Raw genomic sequence first — 23075 nt, 5'->3', positions numbered from 1 at the left:
CGCGCGCAGCGCCCTGCATGCTAGCCTCCCCGCAAGACGATCACGGAGAGCCTGCCATGGATGGGATCTGGGGAGAGGTCTACAGCACGCTGCGTTCGGAATTCGCCGATATCCCCGATGTCGCGGAACTGACCCGCATTCTCACGCGGCTCACGCTCGCGATCGTGCTGGGCGGGCTGATCGGGTTCGAGCGGGAAGCGGCCGGCAAGGCCGCCGGCTTGCGCACGCACATGCTCGTGGCGCTGGGATCGGCGCTGTTCGTGCTCGTGCCGCTGATGGCGGGCATGGAGGTCGCGGACATGAGCCGGGTGCTTCAGGGCGTGGCGTCCGGCATCGGCTTCCTGGGCGCGGGCGCCATCATCAAGCTCAACAGCGAGGAAAACATCCAGGGCCTGACTACGGCCGCCAGCATCTGGACCGTGGCCGCCATCGGCGTGGCTTGCGGCCTCGGCCGCGAAAGCACGGCCGTGGTCGGCACGCTGTTCGGGCTCGTGATCCTGCAGGTGCTCTATCGGCTCAAGAAGTAGGTCACACGGTGGCCCGCAACGTAATCTCCAGCTTCTCCCGATGCCGCGCCACCGCCGCCTGCACGATGGGGATGAGCCCTTCGCCCCCATCCGTCGCGTCCACGTGTGCCAGCAGTGCGCGCCGCATGCGCGGCTCCCAGAAGCGCTTCAGGTGGCTGGCGATGTCGGCCAGCGCCTCGTCGCGGTCCGGCATGGCTTCGAAGAAGCCGCCGATCTGGTTAGCCATCTTGATCAGGTTGTCGATGTGCATGACAGGTCTAAGCCATCCGTAGTCGATGTGGATGCGCGTAGGCGACCAGGCCGCCCGCGCGCACGAATCCCGCCAGCGTGACGCCGGCCGTCCCGGCCAGGCGCACCGCCAGCGCGGTGGGGCCGGACACCGCTGCCAGCACCCCCGCCCCGATGGCGGCCGTCTTCAGCACCATCTCATAGCTCGCGCGGCTGGTCACGATGACCGCGCCGCGCCCGATATCCTCGTCCGAACGGGCCAGGGCGCCCGCCAGCTTGTCCAGCGCGTTGTGCCGGCCCACGTCCTCGCGCACCAGCGATACCTCGCCATCGGCGCGCAGCCAGCCCGCCGCGTGCGTGGCGCCGGTGTCGCGCAGCAGGGCCTGACGGCGCTGCAACTGGGCGAAGGCGGCGTGCAGCACGGCCGGGTCGAAGGACGCCTCGCTCTGCACCGCGTGCGGCGCCCGCATGACCTCGTCGAGCGATTCGGTGCCGCACAGCCCGCAGCCCGTACGGCCGGCCAGCGCGCGGCGCCGCGCCTTCAGCGCCACGAAGGCCTCGCTGGCGATCTCGATCTCCACGGCCACGCCGTTCGGGCGCGTGACCACCTCGATGCCGTAGATGTCGCGCGGCGCCGCCACGATGCCCTCGCTCAGGCTGAAGCCCAGCGCGAAGTCCTCCAGATCGGCCGGCGTGGCCAGCATCACCGCGTGCGAGACGCCGTTGTACTCCAGCGCCACGGGCACTTCCTCGGCGATATGGTCGATCTCGGCTGTCGCCGCCATCGCTTCCCCGCCGCGCCAGCGCGTCACCGCCATCGACTGCTGGGTCGCTGGGAATTCCCCCGCCTCATCCGGCGCGGTCTCGTGTGGCGGCATGCAGCGCTTCATCGCCCTACTCCGCCGACGCCTGCACCGGCTCGCTGGCCGCGCGCAGGTGCGCCAGCTGCTCGCGGTTGAACGCCTCGTACTCGCGCTGCCAGGACGACGGCTGCGCCACCGGCATCACCTGCACCGCCGTCACCTTGTACTCGGGGCAGTTGGTGGCCCAGTCCGAGTTGTCCGTGGTGATCACGTTGGCGCCGGACTCGGGGAAGTGGAACGTGGTGTACACCACGCCCGGCTGCATCCGCTCGCTGACGATGGCGCGCAGCACCGTCTCGCCCGCGCGGCTCTGCACGCCCACCCAGTCGTCGTCCTTGATGCCACGCTCCTCGGCATCGTGCGGATGGATCTCCAGCCGGTCCTCGTCGTGCCAGTGCACGTTGTGGGTGCGCCGCGTCTGGGCGCCCACGTTGTATTGCGACAGGATGCGCCCCGTGGTCAGGATCAGCGGGTATTTGCGATTGACGCGCTCGTCGGTCGCCACGTACTTGGTGATGATGAACTTGCCCTTGCCGCGCACGAAGGCATCGACGTGCATGGTCGGCGTGCCGGTCGGCGCGTCGGCGTTGCACGGCCACTGGATGCTGCCCAGCGCGTCGAGCTTCTGGTAGCTCACGCCCGAGAAGGTCGGCGTGAGCCGCGCGATCTCGTCCATGATCTCGGAAGGATGGTTGTAGTGCATCGGGTAGCCAAGCGCGTTGGCCAGCAGGATGGTGGCCTCCCAGTCAGCATAACCGCCCTTCGGGGGCATGACCTTGCGCACGCGCGAGATGCGGCGCTCCGCGTTGGTGAACGTGCCGTCCTTCTCCAGGAACGACGAACCCGGCAGGAACACGTGGGCGTACTTGGCGGTCTCGTTCAGGAAGATGTCCTGCACGACGATGCATTCCATCGACGACAGCGCCTCGGACACGTGTTGCGTGTTCGGGTCCGACTGCACGATGTCCTCGCCCTGGCAGTACAGCCCCTTGAACGAACCGGTCAGCGCCGCCTCGAACATGTTCGGGATGCGCAGGCCCGGCTCCGGGTTGATCTCGACATTCCAGGCGGCCTCGAAGGCGCCGCGCACCGTCGAATCGGACACATGGCGATAGCCCGGCAGTTCGTGCGGGAAGGAGCCGATGTCGCACGAACCCTGGACGTTGTTCTGCCCGCGCAGCGGGTTCACGCCCACGCCTTCGCGGCCGATGTTGCCGGTGGCCATGGCGAGGTTGGCGATGCCCATCACCGTGGTCGAGCCCTGCGCGTGCTCGGTCACGCCGAGCCCGTAGTAGATCGCCGCATTGCCGCCCGTGGCGTAGAGGCGGGCAGCGCCGCGCAGCGTCCCGGCCGGGACGCCGGTCACGGCTTCCATGGCCTCGGGCGAGTTCTCGGGCAGCGCCACGAAGTCGCGCCACTGCTGGAACGCGCGATCCTCGCAACGCTCGGCGATGAAGGCCTCGGCCAGCAGCCCTTCGGTGACGATGACGTGCGCCATCGACGTCACCAGCGCCACGTTGGTGCCCGGGCGCAGTTGCAGGTGGAAGTCGGCGCGGATGTGCGGCGAATCGACCAGATCGATGCGGCGCGGATCGGCCACGATCAGCCTGGCGCCGGCGCGCAGGCGCTTCTTCATGCGCGAGGCGAACACCGGGTGGCCGTCGGTCGGATTGGCGCCGATGACCATGATCACATCAGCCTTGGCCACCGAGCGGAAGGTCTGCGTGCCGGCGGACTCGCCCAGCGTGGTCTTCAGGCCATAGCCGGTGGGCGAGTGGCAAACCCGGGCGCAGGTATCGACGTTGTTATTGCCGAAGGCCGCGCGCACGAGCTTCTGCACCAGATAGCCTTCCTCGTTGGTGCAGCGCGACGAGACGATACCGCCGATCGAATCCTTGCCGTGCTCGGCCTGGATACGCTTGAACTGCGAGGCCGCGTAGCCGATGGCTTCCTCCCACGACACTTCGCGCCACGGGTCGGTGATCTTCGCCCGGATCATCGGCTTGAGGATGCGGTCCTTGTGCGTGGCGTATCCCCAGGCGAAGCGGCCCTTCACGCAGGCGTGGCCCTCGTTGGCCTGGCCGTCCTTGTACGGCACCATGCGCACGACCTCGTTGCCCTTCATCTCGGCCTTGAACGAGCAGCCCACGCCGCAGTAGGCGCAGGTGGTTACGGTGCTGTGCGATGCCTGCCCCAGCTTGATGACCGACGTCTCGGTCAGCGTGGCCGTCGGGCAGGCCTGCACGCAGGCGCCGCAGGACACGCAGTCAGACTCCATGAACGACTGGCTCGTGCCGGCCGCCACGCGGGACTCGAAGCCGCGCCCGCTGATGGTCAGCGCGAAGGTGCCCTGGGTTTCCTCGCAGGCGCGCACGCAGCGGTTGCAGACGATGCACTTCGAGGCATCGTAGGTGAAATACGGGTTCGATTCGTCCTTGGTCAGCGCCGTGTGCGTGGCCACCGGCACCGCGCTGGCGCCGTCGTTGTAGCGCACCTCGCGCAGGCCGACCACACCGGCCATGTCCTGCAATTCGCAGTTGCCGTTGGTCGGGCAGGTCAGGCAGTCGAGCGGATGATCGGAAATATAGAGTTCCATCACGCCGCGCCGCAGATCGCCGAGCTTGTCGCTCTGGGTGCGGACCTTCATGCCCGCCTCCGCCGGCGTGGTGCACGAGGCCGGGTAGCCGCGCCGTCCCTCGATCTCCACCAGGCAGAGCCGGCACGAGCCGAAGGACTTCAGCGAATCGGTGGCGCACAGCTTGGGTACGCCCACACCGGCCTCGGCCGCCGCCCGCATCACCGAGGTGCCGGCCGGCACCGTAACGGCCACGCCGTCAATTTCCAGCGTCACCTGCGTCTCGGACAGGCTGGCCGGGGTTCCAAAATCGAAATCGTCGCGTGCGTTCAAGGGATGTCTCCCGTCAAACTTCGTAGGGCTGCGCGCCCCTGAGGGGCGCGTCGTTCTTTGATCTGGCTCGGTGATCCGGCTCAGGCGGCCTTGGCGGACTTCGGCGCGAGGCCGAAATCCTCCGGAAACTCGTTCAGCGCGGAAAGCACCGGGTACGGCGTCATGCCACCCATCGCGCAGAGCGAGCCGTTGAGCATGGTGTCGCAGAGGTCGCGCACCAGCGCCACCTGCTTCACCGGCTGCTCGCCGGCAATGATCCGGTCGATGACCTCCACGCCGCGCGTGGAGCCGATGCGGCACGGCGTGCACTTGCCGCAGGACTCGATCGCGCAGAACTCCATGGCGTAGCGGGCCATTTTGGCCATGTCCACGGTCTCGTCGAACACGACAATGCCGCCGTGGCCGACCACCGCGCCGAAGGCGGCGAAAGCCTCGTAGTCCATCGGCGTGTCGAAGCGCGACTCGGGCAGGTAGGCGCCCAGCGGCCCGCCGACCTGCACCGCGCGGATGGCCCGGCCGCTGCGCGTGCCGCCGCCGTAGTCCACCAGCAGTTCACGCAGCGTGATGCCGAACGCCTTCTCCACCAGCCCGCCTTGCAGGACGTTGCCGGCCAGCTGGAACGGCAGCGTGCCGCGCGAGCGGCCCATGCCGAAGTCCCGGTAGAACGTGGCGCCGCGCGCCAGGATCACCGGCACCGTGGCCAGCGAGATCACGTTGTTGATGACGGTGGGCTTGCCGAACAGCCCTTCGATGGCCGGCAGCGGCGGCTTGGCGCGCACCACGCCGCGCTTGCCTTCCAGGCTCTCCAGCAGCGCCGTTTCCTCGCCGCAGACATAGGCGCCAGCGCCCTTGCGCACTTCCAGATGGAAGCGCCGGCCGCTGCCGCGAATGTCATCGCCCAGCCAGCCGGCCCGCGTGGCCAGGGCGATGGCCGCCTCGGTCACGGCAATCGCGTGCGGGTATTCGGAGCGGGTATAGATATAGCCGCGCTCGGCGCCGACGGCGAGGCCGGCGATCGTCATGCCTTCGATCAGCATGAACGGATCGTCCTCCATGACCATGCGGTCGGAGAAGGTGCCGGAGTCGCCCTCGTCGGCATTGCAGACGATGTACTTGATGTCCGACGCCGCGCCCAGCACGGTCTTCCATTTGATGCCGGTGGGAAACGCGGCGCCGCCCCGGCCGCGCAGGCCCGAGTCGGTGACTTCCTGGACGATCTGGGCCGGCGCCATGGCCAGCGCGCGGATCAGCCCCGCGTAGCCCTCATGGGCGATGTAGTCGTCGAGCGAGAGCGGATCGGTGATGCCCACCCGCGCGAAGGTCAGCCGCTCCTGCTTCTTCAGGAACGGGATCTCGTCGGTCAGGCCGTGGGCCAGCGCGTGCGCGCCGCCGGTCAGGAAGTCGGCGTCGAACAGGCCGGGCACATCGCTGGCGGCCACCGGCCCGTAGGCCACGCGGCCCGCGTCGGTCTGCACCTCGACCAGCGGCTCAAGCCAGAACAGGCCGCGCGAGCCATTGCGCACGATGCGCACGTCCGCGCCGCGCTTGGCGGCTTCCTGTTCGATGGCGCGCGCCACATCGTCGGCGCCGAGGGCCAGCGCGGTGGAGTCGCGCGGGACGAAGATCGTCGTGCTCATGCCTGGACCTCCGCCTCGGCCGCTTCGGTGATTTCCGGCAGCGCCGCCACCAGCGCGTCGAAGCGCTTCGCATCGACGCGTCCGTGGAGCTGTTCGCCGATCAGCATCGCCGGGCCGCATGCGCACTGGCCCAGGCAGTAGACCGGCTCCAGCGTGAAGCGGCCATCGGCCGTGGTCTCGTGGAAGCCGCAGCCCAGCGCCCGGCTGGCGTGCGCGGCAAGCGCGTCGGCACCCACGGACTGGCACGCCTCGGCGCGGCAGACCTGCACCACGTGCCGGCCCGCCGGCTGCTCGCGGAAATGGTGATAGAACGTGATCACGCCGTGTACTTCGGCGCGCGAGAGATTCAACGCCTTGGCGATGACTGGCACCGCATCGGCGGGAATGAAGCCGTGGCTGTCCTGAATCTCGTGCAGGATGGGCAGCAGCGCGCCCGGCATGTTGCGCCGGGCATCGACGATGCGCGTAATGGAATTGGGGATGTCCGGCATGGTTGTCTCCGTGCTTGTCATCGTTCTGGCCCCGGGACCACATAGGCTATTTATTTCATATTCCGGGGTTTCGCAGCTGGCTCTTTGGGCCTTTTCGCGACTATAAGCCCGTGATTTCTGGCGTTCAATATGCTATTTTCTGCATATGCTACGTATCTCGATCGAGCCCCATCTCCAGATCCGCGACGACGCCGCCCCCGATGCCGCGCGGGCCGCGCCCAGCCTTGATGTGTCACGGCTGGTGGCCCTGCTTGGCCATATCGAGGCCACCGGCAACATCGCCCAGTCGGCCGAGGCCGTGTCGTTGTCTTACCGCTACGCCTGGGGCATCCTGCGCGACGCCGAAACGCTGTTCGGCGGCGCCCTGATCGCCAAGACACGTGGACGGGGATCCACCCTGACGCCGATGGCCCAGCAGTTGGTGTGGGCCAGCAAGCGCATCGCGGCGCGGCTCTCGCCCACGCTGGACAGCCTGGCGTCCGAACTGGAAATCGAACTGAAGAAGCTGATGGATGCCACCGACCCGGCCGTGCGGCTCTACGCCAGCCACGGTTTCGCGGTGGCGGCGCTGCGCGACTATCTCGACGAACAGAAGGTGCGGCACGACCTGAAGTACTGCGGCAGCCTGGAAGCCGCGGCGGCGCTGGCCGAGGGTGCGTGCGACGTGGCCGGCTTTCATGTGCCGATTGGGGCACTCGAACAGGATACCCTGCACCGCTTCGCCGCCTGGCTGCGGCCCGAGACGCATTGCCTGATCCATCTCGCCGTGCGCTCCCAGGGTCTCTTTGTGCGGCCCGGCAACCCGCTTGGCGTGGAAACGCTGGAAGACCTGGTCCGGCCGGACGTGCGATTCGTGAACCGGCAGGTCGGCTCGGGCACGCGGCTGCTGCTGGAGCTGATGCTGGCGCGGCGCGGTATCGACCCGAACCGGATCGAGGGCTTCAGCAATGGGGAGTTCACGCACGCGGCGGTGGCGGCCTATATCGGCAGCGGCATGGCCGATGTGGGCTTCGGCGTGGAGACGGCAGCGCGCCGCTTCGGGCTCGAATTCGTGCCCGTGCTCAAGGAGCGCTATTTCTTTGCGATCGGAAAGGCGGCGCTGCACAGTCCGGCGCTGGCTGGCGCGGTGTCGGCCATGCGCAGCGCGGCCTACCGTGAACGCGTCAACGCGCTGCCGGGCTACGACGGCGCGCTGACGGGAACCGTGCTGACCTTCGAAGAGGCGTTCCCGGGCATCCCGCTATAAGTCATAGGGGATGCCGGGAAGCGATCGGACCCGGCAGGACCGATCAGTAGGCCACGACGGACAGCGTCACGCCGGCCGGCAGGCGCACCTTGTCGCTGTAGACGCCATTGGTGGCCGTGCGCTTCAGCGGCAGCGTGCCGAGGCCCTGCAGGAAGGTCGGCACCGACGCCGGCAGCTTGCGCAGCGCGGCATTGGCGGTGGAGGCCGGGTCGATCTCCGGCAGCTCGAAGGTGCCGTCGGTCCAGCGCGGATAGCCGTAGCCGGTCGGCGCCTTGTCCGCCGGCATGCCGCTGCCGTTGGTCGCCGCCCAGCGCGTCAGCGCCAGGTTGAAGGACAGGCCCGGCTGGGCCGCCTGGATCGCCTGGTCGAGCACCGTCTTGGAGCCCACCACCTGGCGCGTCAGCAGATCCTTATAGAAGGGCAGCCCGAGCTGGCGGTCCAGGTAGCCGCCGAAGCTGCCGGAGACCGAGTAGCTCTCGCACGTGCCGCCGCCCGTGAAGGTCAGCAGCGGGCAGTTGAAGCCGCTGTAGCGGTAGAAGTCCGGGAAGCGCACATCGCGGATCGCGTTGTAGGTCGGGTCGATGCTGTAGCTGAGGAAGTCCTCCATCTGCATCGCCGTCATTTCCTCGAGCCAGTCGTCGTAGGCGTAGGCGGTGCCCATCTTCACGGCGCGGCGGTAGAAGTTCTGCATGTGCGTCCCTTCGTGCGCCATGGTCATCTTCATCGCCTTCATGCCGGTGGCGCCGCCCAGGGCCAGCGTCTCGCTGTCCAGGTACAGCGAAATCGACTCGTTGCTGCGCGAATCCGTGGTCTTCAGCAGGTTGTGCAGGCCCCAGAAGTAGCCCACGGTGCCGCCCGGGGCGCCGTTGCCGTCGAAATTCAGGATGACGATGTCGATCGGCTGGCCGGCGGGCAGCACGGTGTCCGGATGCGTGTTTGCGCCCCAGACCGCGCCGCCGATGCCCGTCAGCAGGTCATAGATCTTGCCCGTGCCGGCGAAGGCGGCGCCCAGGTCGTCGACGATGGTCGAGTCGATGCCGTTGACGACGTTGTACTGGGAGTCTTCCACCCAGACATTGACGAGGGTGCCGTCGGTGGCGGTCATCTGCTTGCGCAGCGTGGCCGGGCGCGTGGAGCCGTCGGTGTGGTACCAGGACTTCGTCGAACCCACGCCCGGCACGGCGACGGCATGTGGCGCCGGCACGCCCAGCGTCTGGCGCAGCGGTTGCGCGGCGGCAACCTTCTCGGCCCAGCCGGTGCGGTTGAATTCGGCGATCTCGCGGCGGCGGGCTTCGGCCTCGGCGTCAGCGGTCAGGGCCTGGGGCGACAGGCGGGTCACCGTGGTGGCATCGAGCATGCTGGCGGAGAGCCCGGCCGGCATCAGCGCCAGGGTGTCCTTCACGTTGGTCAGCAGCAGCGAGATCGAGGTGCCGAGCAGGCCCGAGATCGAAAACTGCACGTCTTCGGAGGTGCCGCCGGCGTTGGTGTGGCCCCAGATGCCGGTGCCCGCGCCCGAGAAGGTGGCGCTGGTGGCGGCGCTGCATTGGACGCCGCTGCAGGCCTGGTCGAGGCCGGTCACCAGCAGCGGCTGCGTCGGGACTACGGGCGTGTTGGTGTCGCCGGCCTGCTGCTGCGTCGTGGTGGTAGTGGCGGCATTGTCACCGCCGCCGCCGCAGGCGGTGAGCGCAAGCGCCGCCAGGACGGTCAGCGCGGGGAGGCCGCGCGAAAACAGGGACAGATCAGAACCACGCACAGCAAGGCGACGCATCAGGACACTCCCAAGAAATAGGTGAGCCCCCGGCAGGGTGCCGGGGCGCGTCCTGTCTTAACGGCGGGCGTCACCCGTGCTTTAGGGATTTGTCAGAATTTGTCGCGTTCTGTCGATTTTGCTGCTTTGGGGTCAGATCTGGCGGATCAGTAGACCTCCGGCACGATCATCGAGTCCGGCACCGGCTGGCGCGTGTAGTCGGCATGGCGCTCGCGCTCGGGCAGCACGATGACCGGCTGCGACGGCTCCACGTACGGCATCTGCGTCAGCAGGTGGCGGATGCAGTTCAGCCGCGCGCGCTTCTTGTCCACGGCCTGCACGATCCACCACGGCGCCTCCGGAATATGGGTGCGCTCGAGCATGGTCTCCTTGGCCCGGGTGTAGTCTTCCCAGCGGCGGCGGGACTCCAGGTCCATCGGGCTCAGCTTCCACTGCTTGAGCGGATCGTGGATGCGGCTCAGGAAGCGCAGGTGCTGCTCCTCGTCCGAGATCGAGAACCAGTACTTGACGACCTGGATGCCCGAGCGCACCAGCATGCGCTCGAACTCCGGCACCGAGCGGAAGAACTCCTCGTACTGGTCGTCGGTACAGAAGCCCATCACGCGCTCCACGCCGGCGCGGTTGTACCAGCTGCGGTCGAACAGCACCATCTCGCCGGCGGCCGGCAGGTGCGACACATAGCGCTGGAAGTACCACTGCGTGCGCTCGCGGTCGTTGGGCGCCGGCAGCGCGGCCACCCGGCACACGCGCGGGTTCAACCGCTGCGTGATGCGCTTGATCACCCCGCCCTTGCCGGCGGCGTCGCGGCCCTCGAACAGGATCACCACCTTGTGACCGGTGGCCACCACCCAGCTCTGGAGCTTCACCAGTTCGCCCTGCAGGCGGAACAGTTCGCGGAAGTACATGTGACGTTCCGCGCGCTCAGCGTCGCTGTCGGGCACGTCCGAAGTATCGCCAGGCCCGCCCGATTCGCGCGCCAGCAGGCTCTGGATCACCGAAGGATCCCGGTCCTCGAGCTCCAGTTCCAGTTCCTCGTCGTAGTAGTCCGCCACCTCGCGGTGGATGCGCCGGATCAGCGCTTCGTCGTTGTAATCCATGGCAAATCCTCCGTCATGTCCTGCATCGGCTATGGCGAAATATCGTACGCCTGACCCATGGCAATTGCATGAATTTGCGTGGTGCGGGTCACTCCGCCTGCTTCCGGAACGCCCATCGCCCGGCCAGCACCGAGAAGCTGCCCACCACCGCCACCAGCACCCAGAAGCCGTGCGGGTGGTCGGCCAGCGGAATGCCGCCCACGTTCATGCCGAAGAAGCCGGCCACGATGTTGATCGGCAGCGCCAGCACGGTCACCAGCGTCAGCGTGAACAGCGTGCGGTTGGTCTGCTCGTTGAGCTTGGCGGCGATTTCTTCCTGCAGCAGCTTGATCCGCTCCACCAGCGCGGCGAGGTCGTCGAGCACGAGCGAGAATTCCTCGGTCGACTCGCGCAGCGCCTGCAGGTCGGCCTCGCGCAGCCACGCCGGCGGGCGGTTCAGCAGCCGAAACAGCGCGCCGGGCTCGGGCGCCAGCAGGCGCTGCAGCCGCACCAGCCCACGCCGCATGGCGCCCAGGTCGGCACGGTTGCCCTGCAGCCGCTGGGACAGCAGGCGGTCCTCGATCTGGTCCACGCTGACCCCGGTTTCACGCACGATCTGTACCAGCACATCGGCCTGATCGCGCAACAGGTGCACGACGAGATCCAGCGGCGAGCGGAAGTCCTCGCCCCGGCGCACGGCGGCGCGCAGCTTGTCCACGGAGCGCAGCGGGCGTGCCCGGGCGGTCACCAGCAGGCGGTGGTCGGCGTTGGCCCATAGGGTGGAGATGTCGGTCGAGGTCACCCCGAAGTTGTAGATCACGTCGTTGACCACGGCCAGCAGCGCGTCTTCCTGGCGCTCGATGCGCGTGGAGTGCGACCCCTGCCGCAGCGCCTCGAAGAAATCGTCGGGCAGGCCGAGGTGCATCTTCATCCAGCGCTCGCAGGCGCTGTGCGACAGGTTGAAATGCAGCCACAGGAACGGCCCGTCATGGGGACGCGCCTGGGAGGGATCGGCGTCCGCCGCATCCTGGCGCTGCAACCAGGCTACTGCCTCGGCGGATGGAATCTCGCGCGGCGGCTGCCCCGGCTCGAACAGGAACCCGTTGACGAGCCCCACCGGATCGGAACCATAGCCGGATTCGACAATGCCGGATTGCATGAAACCCCCTGTCCCTTCGTCGATGATCGACACGATGTGCGCCAGCGCGCGACGCTAGCACAACAGCGTGAAAAGTCGGTGACAGACCCCCCATCCCGCGCGAATCCGAACGCGCCGAATGCACTATAACTAACCCATCACCACAAAACCGGGCGCCCGACGCCCACCAGGAGGGGACATGTCGAGACAGATCAAGAACAAGGCCGAAGTCCGCGCGATGATCCGCGCCGAGCAGGAAAAGCTCCCGGCCTGCAAGGGATGCTGCTTCGGCGACGTCTGCTGGAATGCGCCCGATGGCGACGGCTGCAACTGGAGCGTCTCGAAGATGGAAGGCGAGAGCGGCGCGGCCTGCAGCGAGGCGCTGGCGCCGAAGATCCGCGCGCTGCAGGCGCAGTTCAATATCGCCGAGGAATCGCCGCGTGGGTGAGGCCCGGCAGCCATAAAGCGCGCCCGGGGCATCTTTCGGAAAGCCACGTGAAATAAACCCGGGGCGCGCCTGTTTTGGTGTGGAATTGCGCGTACAGTGGGCCCATCCACTTTCCCGGAGGCGGCCATGGACACATCACCGAGCGCCAGCTACAAAGGGTACGACATCTACCCGCTGGTCTACACACATGCCGCGACGCACGAATGGTACGAACGCCGCCCGGACCGCACCTACAGTGCCTCCGTGGTGATCTGCCGTGAAGGGACCGATCCGGTATCGGCCCTGGTCCGGGTCTTCCCGATGCTCGCCCGCCAGTGGGACAGCCTCGGCGGCGCACGCCGCGCGGCGGTACAGGCCGGCACTGAAATCATCGACGGGCAAGTGCCCGGGCAGTCAATCTCAGGGCTCTAGCCCTTCCCTCCCCCTTACGCTTAGTACCCGCCGCCTGCAAGGGGCGGCGAATCGGGCTACCCTGTCGGTCATCGCTTTTTTGCGCGCCGAACAGGATTGCCATGACCCAAGCCCAACCCCTCCGCATCGACTTCGTTTCCGACATCGCCTGCCCCTGGTGCGCGATCGGCCTGTCCTCGCTCCAGGTCGCACTCTCCCGCCTGGGCGACGCCGTGGCGGCCGAGATCGTCGTCCATCCGTTCGAACTGAACCCGCAGATGGGGCCCGAGGGCGAGGACATCGTCGGCTACATCAGCAAGAAGTACGGCCGCACGCCGGCGCAGATCGCCGAGACCCAGACGATGATCCGCGCGCGCGGCGCCGAGGTGGGCTTCACCTTCGGCCCGCGCGAGTGGGTCTACAACACCTTCGACGCCCATCGCCTGCTCGAATGGGCGGGCCAGCAGGCGCCGGCCAAGCAGCTGGCGCTGAAGGAAGCCCTGCTGCGCGCCTATCACGGCGAGGGCAAGGACCCGAGCAGCCACGCCGTGCTGGTGGAAGCGGCACAGTCGGCCGGGCTCGACGTCGCCGCGGCACGCGCCGTGTTGGACAGCGACGACTTTGTCGAGGAAGTCCGCGCCGAGGAGCAGCAGTCCCAGGCCATGGGTATCACGTCCGTGCCGTCGATTATTTTCGACAACCGCTACCTCGTCACGGGCGGCCAGGCGCCCGAGGCATTCGAGCAGGCCATCCGGCAAATCCTTGCCGAGCGCGGCGAAGCGGCCTCCGCCTGATCTCCCTGTCCTCTTTAGGTACACGCTTATCGCGTTGGCGGTGTGACGCCAACGCGACACCCCTCTACGTCGCCCACACTTTCCCGTTCACATTTGCTAACTTTCACCCCCATTAAGTAGGGGCAGCCCTGCGCATGCATCATGCGACCAGGGCGCCGGGCCATGTCGATACATGACATTTGTCATGTACCTGTCATGAACCCAGCGACAAATACGAGCGGCACCGAAGAGTGACCGCCGGCAGTAACGGGAAGCTGTTCAACAAAAACGAAGGGGTCAAACCATGCAGGTCCTTACATCACGCCCTCGGCCGGGGCGCGACGGGCATCGCGCCACGTCTCGCCTATCGCGCCTAACGAGCCTATCCGCCGCCCTATCGGTCTGTGTTGCCGCCACCCTGCTGCTGGCCGCCTGCGGCGGCGGCGGCGGTGACAGCGCGCCGCCCGCGAGTACGCCAGCCGGCGACACCCTCGGGTACACGCCGCTGTTCCCGGCAGGCACGCCGATGAACGAGCAGATCCAGTACCGTGAAGCCGACGGCACGCTGGTCACGATGATGGGCTCGCGCCCGACCGAGCGCCACGCGCGCGAGCGCGGCGAGGCGTGGGACGCCCCCGATGCGGGCCCGGGCCGCTACCTGACCTTCCCGACCTTCTACTTCCAGAACCGCACCTTCGGCCTGGAGATCCACGACCACGTGCCGGCCGGCATCTCGCGCGTGGACGTGTACCTGCGCGTCAACCAGGGCATCTTCGACGGCACCACGTTCAGCCTGTTCCGCAATATCCTGGACACCACCGTGCGCGACTACGGCTGGTCGCTGAACTACGGCTTCAACAATCCGAAACAGGGCGGCCTGCCGATCTGTAGCGAGGGCCAGCCGAAGGAGGACTGCATGATGTCCTTCGACTCGAACTGGCGGACCGATCCGCACAGCCCGCTCAAGATCGGCGACAAGGTCGAACTGGCGCCGGCGCCGCGCCTCAAGCGCGACCCGGTGGTGGACGGCGGCGGCAGCCGCTACTACTCGTTCGAGCAGCTCTACGTGGTGGGCGTGGGCATGCGCCCGTGGTACGGCATCGCCCCGAACCTCGACTCGGAACCGCTGCCCGAAGAGACGCTGCTCGGCGGCCAGGCCAGCATCTCGTACAACTACTCCGAGGAGCCGATGCGCGTGTTCCAGCAGATGGCGAACAACATCGGCATCGTCAACACGCAGCGTTTCGTGGAAGGCCGCCGGCTGTTCCACACCTCGTTCCTCGACGGCAAGCACTCGGAGCACGACGCCGACAACCCGGTCTTCACGGCCCACATCGGCCAGCTCGGCCCGCGCTACAACCAGCCGCGCTGTATCGAGTGCCATACCAACAACGGCCGCAGCGTGGCCGCCGGCATCGGGGCGAAGCTCGACACCATGTCGATGCTGACCAACGGCGCCGATGGCCGCGCCGACCCGGCCTACGGCTACAACGTGCAGCAGCACGCCCAGGACCCGACGGCGACGCCGTTCGACGTCACGCTCCAGGCGCTCGACAAGACCGTGCGCACGCTGCCTGACGGCGAGCGCGTGGAACTGGTGAAGCCGGTGTTCGCCTTCAAGGGCCCCACGCCCGCGCAGTTCTCCGCGCGCCAGGCGCCGCAGGTGATCGGCATGGGCCTGATCGAGGCGCTGCCCGAGGCCACCATCCTGGCCCAGGCCGACCCGAACGACGCCAACGGCGACGGCGTGCGCGGCATCCCGAACTGGATCGTCGATCCGGAAACCGGCAAGACGCACCTCGGCCGCTTTGGCTGGAAGGCGTCGAAGGCCAGCCTGCGCCATCAGGTGGGCGATGCGCTGATCAAGGACATGGGCGTGACCTCGCCGACGTTCCCGACGCGCGGCTGCCAGCGCGGCGCGCCGGACTGCCGCACCACCTCGGCGGCCACCTCGGTCTCCGAGGGCGAACTGCAACGGCTCACGCACTACCTGTCGCTGATCGGCGTGCCGGCCCAGCGCAGCCTGCGCAGCGGCTTCCCGGACGGCATCCGCGTGTCGCCCGAGCATGACGTGGACCCGCCCCTGATCGCACGCGGCGCCGCGCTGTTCAACCAGGTCCGCTGCGTGGCCTGCCACACGGCGACGATGAAGACCGGCAACACGCACCCGTTCGCCGAGCTGCGCAACCAGACCATCCACCCGTACTCGGACCTGCTGCTGCACGACATGGGCCCGAACCTGGCCGACTCGCTGCGGGAAGCCAACGCCGCGCCGAACCTGTGGCGTACCGCGCCGCTGTGGGGCGTTGGCTCGCTGCGCTTCGTACAGGGCGGCGACGCGAACGTGCGCCTGCTGCACGACGGCCGCGCGCGCTCGATGCTGGAAGCCATCCTCTGGCACGGCGGCGAGGCCGACAGCAGCCGCACGCAGTTCGAAGCGCTGCCCAAGGCCGACCGCGACGCGGTGGTCGCGTTCCTGCAGTCGCTGTGATGTCGATGTAGTACCAAGCGTTGAAAAGAAAACCGGGGCCTTGTGCCCCGGTTTTTGCTTTCCTCCAAGCCAGTCTGGCTAATCCGTCTGCCGCGCCGGCACCGTGAACTGGACCACCGCCCCGCGCGGGGTGTTGGGGCTGGCCCAGAGCCGCCCGCCGTGTCCGTCGATGATCGACCGGCAGATCGACAACCCCATCCCCAGCCCGGTTTCCTTGGTGGTGTAGAACGGGGCGAACACGCGCTCGACGCTGTCGGCGCTGTCGGCGCTGTCGGCGCCGAAACCGGGCCCCGAGTCGCACACGGCCACGCTCACGCAGCCGTCCTCGGCGGGCGCGGTGCGGATCACCAGGTGCCGGCCGCCATCGCTGACGCCGCCCATCGCCTCCAGCGCATTGACGATCAGGTTGAGCAGCACCTGTTGCAGTTCGACACGATCTCCCTCGATGTGCGGCAAGCCGTCCGCCAGCGCCGTCTCCACCGTGGCAAGGCCCTTGGCGGCTTCGCCACGGGTCAGCTCCACCACCTCGCGGATCGCCGCGTTCATGTCCACCGGCTCCTTGCGGGGCGGCGATTTCTTGATCAACTGGCGGATGCGCCCGAGCACATCGCCCGCCCGGTTGGCGTCCTTGACGATGCGGGTCAGCGCCTCCCCCACCTCGTCGACATTGGGCGGCCGGCCCCCCAGCCAGCGCAGCGCGGCCTGCGCGTTGGTCACCGTCGCCGCAATCGGCTGGTTCACCTCGTGCGCGATCGACGCCGCCAGCTGCCCCATGGTCGCCACCCGGTTGGCGTGCGCCAGCTCGGTCTGCACCTCGCGGTAGCGCCGCTCGCCCTCGCGCACGCGCTCCTCGGCCTGCTTGCGCTCGGTCAGGTCGAGCACGAACGCCACGCCCTCCTGCCGGCCGTCGCCGAACGAGGCCAGGCCGACGATGACCGGCACCCGCGTGCCATCCTTGCGGATGTATTCCTTCTCGAACGGCGTGGCGTGCCCGGAGCGCTCGCTCTCGGCCAGCGCCAGCTCGCTCTCCGCGCGGATCTCCGGCGGGGTCAGGTCGCGCCAGCGCACCCGGCCGGAGATCAGATCCTCGCGCGCGTAGCCCACCATGCGCAGGAAGGCGTCATTGGCTTCCAGCACCTCGCCGGCCACGTTCCAGACGATGATGCCGATGATATTGGCCTCCACCAGGCGCCGGATCTTGGCCTCCCGCTCGGCCACGTCGCGGTACAGCCGGGCGTTCTCCAGCGAGATGGCGGCCTGCGACGCCACCAGCTTCAGCACCGCGATCCGCGTCGGACTGAACGCGCGCGCGGTGAGATTGTTCTCCAGATAGAGCGCGCCGGTCAGCCGCGCCTGGTTCATCAGCGGCAGGCACAGGATCGAGCGGGCGCGATGCTGGCGCACATAGGGGTCGGTGGCGAACGGCGAGTCGGCCGACGCATCGTCCAGCACCACGCTCTCCCGCGTGCGCAGCACGTGGAACAGCAGCGACTCGGGCAGCATTTCCGCGCTGACCGGGACGTCGCGCAACTGGAGCTGGGGCGCGTCCGTGCCAGTGGTGGCTTCCGCCGCCACCCGGTGCGCACCCGCGCCGGACAGCACCAGCAGGCCGCGTTCGGCGCCGGCCTGCTCGATGGCCGTGCGCATGACCATGTCGATCAGGTTTTCCAGCACGATGTCGCCCGAGGCGGCCTGAGACACCTTGAGAACCGTCGCCAGGTCGAGATGCTCCACCGGCGTGGCGATAGTGGTCGTCGGGCCCGGCGCGGGATCTTCGGTGCGCAGATACGGATACTCGGCCTCCAACTGCCGCACCTTGCCGTCGGCGCCCCAGCGCAGGTAGCCATAGCGCGCGTCATGCAGGTAGATCCGGGCGATCCTCTCCAGCCCGCGCGCCGCGTAGAAGCGCGCGGCCAGTTCGTTGGCAAGCGCCTCGATGTGCACGAATCCGCTCGCCTGCGCCGCGTCGATGGCCCGCTCGTAGCCATGCTCGGCGTCCACCAGACGGCCTTCAAGCCGGGCGATCTCGGCGCCGACCAGCGTCGCGCGGTCCGCGAAGTTCTCCGGGCAGTGCTCGGCCCAGTGCGCGAGCTGCCCGTGATGTGCGGCCAGCGCGTCAAGATGCGGCTGGCGGCCGTCGGCCGGCGCGCTGTCACAGGTGGCGGCCTCGGCCAGCGCGGCGTAGAAGTGGTATTCCGCCTCCTCGAAGAACGAGGACGAGGTCGAGAGCAGCACCTGCGCACGCGCCGCCGCGGCCATGGCGGTGACGTAGTCGCCGCACAGGTAGCGCGACTGGAGCTTCCGGGTCCAGTACCAGCACTCGGCCAACACAAGGTCCGGGCTGGCCGCCAGATGCTGTTCGACGCGCGCCTCGTCGAATGGATCGCCGTCCAGGCTGCCGAAGACCGGCGTCAGGCCGCGCAGCATCCGCACCAGCGCCAGTTGCGTGCCGATAAAGTCGGTCACCAGCCCGAAGCGCACCTTTTCGGCGTAGGCCAGCCCGCGCTCGGCCTCCGCCTGCACCTCGGCCAGCGGCTCGCCCGCGAACAGCATGTCCGAGTTGCGGGCGTTGCCCGCGAAGGCGCCGTACGGCAGGTCGCCGATCCGGTTCGCCGCCGCAAACGCGCGGCGCAGCATCGGCTCGCACTCGCGCACCGGCCGCAGCCAGCGCATGACGAAGATCGAGAAACAGAGGAAGGTCTTGGCCTCGAAGCGCGTGAGGCCGCGCCGGTCCACCAGTTCGCAGCCCAGCTGGCCGAAGCGGAAGCCGGCCTGATAGTCGCCAAAACGCCGCCCGGCCACCCGGCCGACATTGGCGTAGAGCACGCAGGACGCATCGCAGTTACCCCGCTCGATGCTGAGGCTGACTGCCTTGCAGATGGTCAGGCCGGCCAGGTTGGCATCGGTCTGCACGGCCGGCGCGAACAGCTTGCTCAGCGCCTCCACGGTGCCCAGCGACGCCGCGTCGTCCATCAGCGGCAGGTCGATCAGGTCCTCGATGGCGCGGTCCCCGAGGTGGGTCCAGATCTCGTCGTACTCGCGTCGGACCGCGTCGTCGTCCGGGTGGGGCGTCCATTCGATGCCGACCTGCCGCAGGTACTCCAGGCACACCGCCACCGCGCGGTCGCTCTGGTCGAGCACGAGGCAGATGTCCATCTGGAGGCAGGCGATCAGGGCCTTCTCGACTGTGGTGGTGGCGCGCGCCGTCAGCGCGCCCAGGCGCGCGTCCGCGATATCCAGCTGGCCAGTCAGGAACTCGCATTCCACCCGGTGCTGCTCCAGCGCGAAGCGCAGCGCATGCCGATTCGCCCAGCCCCCGTCGCCCAGCAGCTCCGCGCCGGTGCTCAGGTAAGCCAGCGCCGAGGCATAGGCCGTGGAGGCCTTCGCGCGCTGCCCGGCCATCAGGTTCAGTTCCGCCAAACGCTCGCGTTCGGCCGGCTCGGTGATCAGCGCCGCGCCGCGATTGAGCTGGCCGGCGATTTCGAAGATGGCCTCGTCGAGCATCTCCGGCGGCGTCTGCGCCGCCAGCATCCGGCCCACGCGCAGGTGGGCGGCGGGGCGCGACGCTTCCGGCGTCAGCAGGTAGGCGGCCTCGTGCACGCGGTCATGCGCGAAGGCATAGGCGCCGTCGGCGCGTTCGACCAGTTCCTGGCGGAAGGCCTCCCACAGCGCCGCGTGGACCTGCGCCTCCGGCACGCCCAGCACGGTGGTCAAGGTCGTCATCTCGGCCACGTTGCCGAGGCAGGCCAGTTGCTGCAACGCCTGCTGGGTCTCGGCCGGCAAGCGGGCCAGCTTGCCGACCATCAGGTCCACCACGTTGTCGGTGTAGCCCTTGGCGTGGATGCGGTCGGGGTCCCAGGTCCACTGCCGCGCGTCATGGTCGAACGTCAGCAGGTTCTCCTCGACCAGTGCCTGCAGGAACTGGATCACGAAGAACGGGTTGCCGGCGGTCTTGTCCTCCACCAGCTCTGCCAGCGGGGCGATGCGCGCCCGCTCGCAATGGAGCGAATCGGCAAACAGCTGCTCGATGTGGGCGCGGCTCAGCGGCGCCAGCTTGATGTCCTCGACCTTGACCCCGGCATTGCGGATGGCCAGCAGCTTGCCGGTCAGCGGATGGGTGGCATCGACCTCGTTGTCCCGGTAGGCGCCCACCAGCATCAGGTGGCGCAGGTCGGAGCGGACCAGCACGTCCTCGATCAGGTCGAGCGTGGCGGCGTCCAGCCACTGGAGGTCATCGAGAAACAGCGCCAGCGGATGCTCCGGCTGGGCAAACACGCCGATAAAGCGCCGGAACACCAGCAGGAAGCGTTGCTGGGCCTGCTGCGGCTCCATGTCCGGCACCGGTTCCGGCTCGCCGATGATCAGCTTCAGCTCGGGAATCAGGTCCGTCACCAGCCGCGCGTTGGACTCCAGCGCCTCCAGCAGTGCGCCGCGCCAGCGCGCCAGTTCGGCATCGGGCTTGCCGAGCAGCGTGCGGACCAGGCTCTGGAACGCCTGCACCAGCGTCGAGTACGGGATATCGCGCTTGTACTGGTCGAACTTGCCGGCGGCGAACAGCCCGCGCGGCGGCACCAGCACCCGGTGCAACTCGTTGACCACCGAGGACTTGCCGATGCCCGAGTAACCGGACACCAGTACCAGTTCCGGCGTGCTCGTCCGGATGATGCGCGAGAAGGCCGAGAGCATGGTATCGACCTCATGCTCGCGCCCGTACAGCTTCTCGGGGATCATCAGGCGGTCGCGCGTGCCGTGTTCGTCGAGCGGAAAATCCTCGATGCGGCGCTGGCGCTCCCAGTCTTCCAGGCAGCGCCGCAGGTCGTGCTCGACCCCGGCGGCGGTCTGGTAGCGCTCCTCGGCCGTCTTGGCGAGCAGCTTCATGACGATGCGGGACAGCGCGGCCGGCACGGTGTCCACGCGCAGCCGGGGCGACTGCGGCATCCGGGCGATATGGCAGTGCACCCACTCCATGGCATCCGTCGCCGCGAACGGCAGCGCGCCGGTCAGCATTTCGTAGAGGGTGATGCCGAAGGCGTAGAGGTCGCAGCGCGAGTCGATCGACCGGTTCATCCGCCCGGTCTGCTCGGGCGCCATATAGGCCAGCGTGCCAGCGATGGTCTCGGGCGGCTCCGGGGCCTGGCGCTCGCGCGGCAGGCGCGAGGCGAGGCCGAAGCCGGTCAGCCGGGCCTGGCCGTCGGCGCAGTTCACGAGGATATGGGAGGGCTTGAGATCCTTGTGGACCAGGCCGCGCTGGTGCAGCTTGCAGAGCGCCAGCGCGATGCTGGTGGCGTGGCGCAGGAAGGTGCCGGCTTCCATCGGCGTGCCCAGCATCGTCGAGAGCGGCTCGCCGCCCGGATCGTCGAGCATCAGCACGGTTCGTCCGCCGTCGCGCGACAACTCCAGCGGGCGCAGGGCCCAGGCGTCGTCCAGTTCGTCCCGGAGGGCGAACTCGTGCACGAGGCGGTCGAGCGTGGCGGGCAAAGGGTGTTCCGCGGCCGGGCGTGCCAGCAGCACGGCATGGCCGTCGCCCTCGCCCGGAAGCCGGTCTCGGCAGAACACGCGTTCGCCGTCGTCCCACAGGACGTGCAATCTGTTACCCATTGGTGCCGAGACCCGATATTGATCTGCGTCAGCATATACCAAGGCGAACGCGCCGCCATGAAACGTGCGTGATCGGGCACAGCAAGGTCAGTGGGCATATGTTGGGGAGCAGGGCCGGCAGTCGCCTAATATGCCTCATCAGGCGCTTTTTCTTCAGGCCGCCATCCGCTCCGGCACGGCTTCGCTTTCGGCCACCTGAAGCAGGTCGAGCGCGCGGATCTGGTCGGTCATGAAATCGACGAACGCCCGGATGCGCGTGGGCAGGTGCTGGCGGCACAGGTAGCTGATGTAGTGGCCGCGGTCGCTCGGCACATGCTGGCGCAGGGCCATGACCAGTTCCCCGCGCGCGAGGTAGTCCTTCACCTGGTGCGCCGGCATCTGGGCGATGCCCCGGCCATCGCGCACGGCCTGGAGCACGAGGTCGGCGTCGTTGAAGGTCAGCCGGGCAGTCGGCAGCACCTTGCGCAGCTGGCCGTCCACCTTGAATTCCCACTCGGCCACCCGCCCGCTGGTGAAGCGCTGGTTGATGCAGTCGTGCTCGCCCAGTTCGTCCAGCGTGGCCGGCAGGCCCCGCTTCTGGACATAGGCCGGCGCGGCGCAGACCACCATCTGCATCGGAATGAGCTGTTTGGCGATGATGCTGGAGTCGTCGATATAGCCGTCGCGGAACGCCACGTCGACCTGATCGGCGGCGAAATTGGCGGGCCGGTCATCGAGCAGCAGTTCCACCGAGATGTCCGGGTAGGCCTCGGAGAACTTGAGCAGCAGCGGCGCCACCACATTGCGGCCGAAGCCCACGGTGGAGCAGACGCGCAGCATGCCCTGCGGCGGGCCGTTGCGCAGGTCCAGCATGTCGTTCATGGCGCCGACGATCTGGGTCACGCCGAGGTTGCAGTTCTCGAAGAAGCGCTCGCCCTCGCGGGTCAGGTTCGTGGTACGCGTGGTGCGGAGGAACAGGCGGGTACTTAGCTGCTCTTCCAGTTTCTGCACACTCCGGGAAACCGCCGAACGGCCGATGCCCAGTCGCTCCCCGGCGCGCACGAAGCTGCCCTCCGTGGCCACCGCCATGAACGCGATGATGCCGGCGTAGCTGGTGGAGAAGCAGCTGGACAGCGCGTCGGCGCGATTGGGCGTGCCCACACGAAAACCACACTGAGATGACACCGTCTGATGCATTTGATGGCCCCCCTATCAAGCGTGCCGGCAGTCTGCGGAGTGCACTGCGCACTTCGCACCGGCCATGACAGAAGGTTACGTGCCGGGGGGCCGTAAAACTATTCTGCACAGGGGTAGCGGGAGGTCCTACCTAGGATGCGCGAAGTCATACTGGGGTATTACCTGAGGGCCGCCAGGCGACGCGTAATACGTTTGTATAATGCTCCGCCGCAGGCATGCGCGCTACGCTGGAAACGTCTACACATTCACGCGATAGGTGCACGCCTGTCGCGTGCCATATCCATCCCCAAGGGTCGAGGTCGGTCTTTTGCCTTCTG

16 protein-coding genes are annotated in these 23075 nt (G+C 68.1%); 6 read left to right on the top strand and 10 right to left on the bottom strand.

Annotation, left to right across the window (positions count from 1 at the left end; translation table 11 throughout):
• Window positions 1-56: 56 nt before the first annotated feature.
• The gene (locus AC1DFU_RS21075; protein ID WP_092298156.1) at window positions 57-527 is read left to right on the top strand and encodes an MgtC/SapB family protein; all 471 of its coding nucleotides are present in this window, start codon (window positions 57-59) and stop codon (window positions 525-527) included.
• Between the two features lies 1 nt (window position 528).
• Here AC1DFU_RS21075 and AC1DFU_RS21070 read toward each other — a convergent pair whose 3' ends face one another.
• The 5 genes from AC1DFU_RS21070 to AC1DFU_RS21050 all read right to left on the bottom strand — a co-directional run bounded on the left by AC1DFU_RS21070 (window position 529) and on the right by AC1DFU_RS21050 (window position 6654).
• A complete protein-coding gene (locus AC1DFU_RS21070) occupies window positions 529-777 on the bottom strand; it encodes a formate dehydrogenase subunit delta (protein WP_441591814.1) in 249 nt (82 codons plus the stop codon).
• Between the two features lie 7 nt (window positions 778-784).
• Window positions 785-1645 (bottom strand): formate dehydrogenase accessory sulfurtransferase FdhD, encoded by an 861-nt coding sequence (gene fdhD / locus AC1DFU_RS21065; RefSeq protein ID WP_092298128.1) that lies wholly within the window; start codon window positions 1643-1645, stop codon window positions 785-787.
• Between the two features lie 4 nt (window positions 1646-1649).
• Window positions 1650-4526, bottom strand: a complete 2877-nt coding sequence (gene fdhF, locus AC1DFU_RS21060) for a formate dehydrogenase subunit alpha (RefSeq protein WP_441591812.1) — start codon at window positions 4524-4526, stop codon at window positions 1650-1652.
• An 80-nt stretch (window positions 4527-4606) separates the two neighbouring features.
• Window positions 4607-6163: a formate dehydrogenase beta subunit gene (locus AC1DFU_RS21055; RefSeq protein WP_092298122.1), complete on the bottom strand. Its 1557-nt coding sequence runs from the start codon at window positions 6161-6163 to the stop codon at window positions 4607-4609.
• Window positions 6160-6654, bottom strand: coding sequence for a formate dehydrogenase subunit gamma (locus AC1DFU_RS21050; RefSeq protein WP_441591810.1), 495 nt, complete (start codon window positions 6652-6654; stop codon window positions 6160-6162). The genes AC1DFU_RS21055 and AC1DFU_RS21050 overlap by 4 nt, the downstream gene beginning before the upstream one ends.
• 145 nt (window positions 6655-6799) lie before the next feature.
• Between AC1DFU_RS21050 and AC1DFU_RS21045 the strand changes: the two genes are divergently transcribed.
• On the top strand, window positions 6800-7900 hold the full coding sequence (locus AC1DFU_RS21045) for a substrate-binding domain-containing protein (RefSeq protein ID WP_441591808.1): 1101 nt from the start codon (window positions 6800-6802) through the stop codon (window positions 7898-7900).
• Window positions 7901-7943: 43 nt separating this feature from the next.
• Here the strand turns inward: AC1DFU_RS21045 and AC1DFU_RS21040 are convergent, their stop codons facing one another.
• The 3 genes from AC1DFU_RS21040 to AC1DFU_RS21030 all read right to left on the bottom strand — a co-directional run bounded on the left by AC1DFU_RS21040 (window position 7944) and on the right by AC1DFU_RS21030 (window position 11903).
• A complete protein-coding gene (locus AC1DFU_RS21040) occupies window positions 7944-9668 on the bottom strand; it encodes a M30 family zinc metallopeptidase (protein WP_441591806.1) in 1725 nt (574 codons plus the stop codon).
• A gap of 146 nt (window positions 9669-9814) precedes the next feature.
• Entirely contained in the window at window positions 9815-10765 is a 951-nt protein-coding gene (gene ppk2 / locus AC1DFU_RS21035; RefSeq protein ID WP_092298110.1) for a polyphosphate kinase 2, read from the bottom strand.
• An 88-nt stretch (window positions 10766-10853) separates the two neighbouring features.
• On the bottom strand, window positions 10854-11903 hold the full coding sequence (locus AC1DFU_RS21030) for a transporter (RefSeq protein ID WP_092298439.1): 1050 nt from the start codon (window positions 11901-11903) through the stop codon (window positions 10854-10856).
• A 178-nt stretch (window positions 11904-12081) separates the two neighbouring features.
• Here AC1DFU_RS21030 and AC1DFU_RS21025 point away from each other — a divergent pair, with 178 nt between their 5' ends.
• The 4 genes from AC1DFU_RS21025 (at window position 12082) to AC1DFU_RS21010 (ending at window position 15984) form a co-directional block, all read left to right on the top strand.
• On the top strand, window positions 12082-12330 hold the full coding sequence (locus AC1DFU_RS21025; RefSeq protein WP_441591804.1) for a hypothetical protein: 249 nt from the start codon (window positions 12082-12084) through the stop codon (window positions 12328-12330).
• A gap of 126 nt (window positions 12331-12456) precedes the next feature.
• Window positions 12457-12741, top strand: coding sequence for a hypothetical protein (locus AC1DFU_RS21020; RefSeq protein ID WP_092298104.1), 285 nt, complete (start codon window positions 12457-12459; stop codon window positions 12739-12741).
• Window positions 12742-12842: 101 nt separating this feature from the next.
• Entirely contained in the window at window positions 12843-13514 is a 672-nt protein-coding gene (locus AC1DFU_RS21015) for a DsbA family oxidoreductase (RefSeq protein ID WP_092298101.1), read from the top strand.
• Window positions 13515-14019: 505 nt separating this feature from the next.
• Entirely contained in the window at window positions 14020-15984 is a 1965-nt protein-coding gene (locus tag AC1DFU_RS21010; protein WP_218158048.1) for a di-heme oxidoreductase family protein, read from the top strand.
• Between the two features lie 78 nt (window positions 15985-16062).
• Here AC1DFU_RS21010 and AC1DFU_RS21005 read toward each other — a convergent pair whose 3' ends face one another.
• Together AC1DFU_RS21005 and AC1DFU_RS21000 are read right to left on the bottom strand one after the other, a co-directional pair.
• Window positions 16063-21582 carry a trifunctional serine/threonine-protein kinase/ATP-binding protein/sensor histidine kinase gene (locus tag AC1DFU_RS21005; RefSeq protein ID WP_477155752.1) on the bottom strand — a complete coding sequence of 1840 codons (5520 nt, stop codon included), beginning with the start codon at window positions 21580-21582 and terminating at the stop codon, window positions 16063-16065.
• A 153-nt stretch (window positions 21583-21735) separates the two neighbouring features.
• Window positions 21736-22758 (bottom strand): LysR family transcriptional regulator, encoded by a 1023-nt coding sequence (locus AC1DFU_RS21000; RefSeq protein ID WP_092298092.1) that lies wholly within the window; start codon window positions 22756-22758, stop codon window positions 21736-21738.
• Window positions 22759-23075: the final 317 nt, after the last annotated feature.

It is taken from the genome of Cupriavidus sp. 10L45 (genome assembly GCF_056395225.1).
Note: the sequence above shows the minus strand (reverse complement) of the source record. Positions and strands in the feature narration are given on the sequence as shown.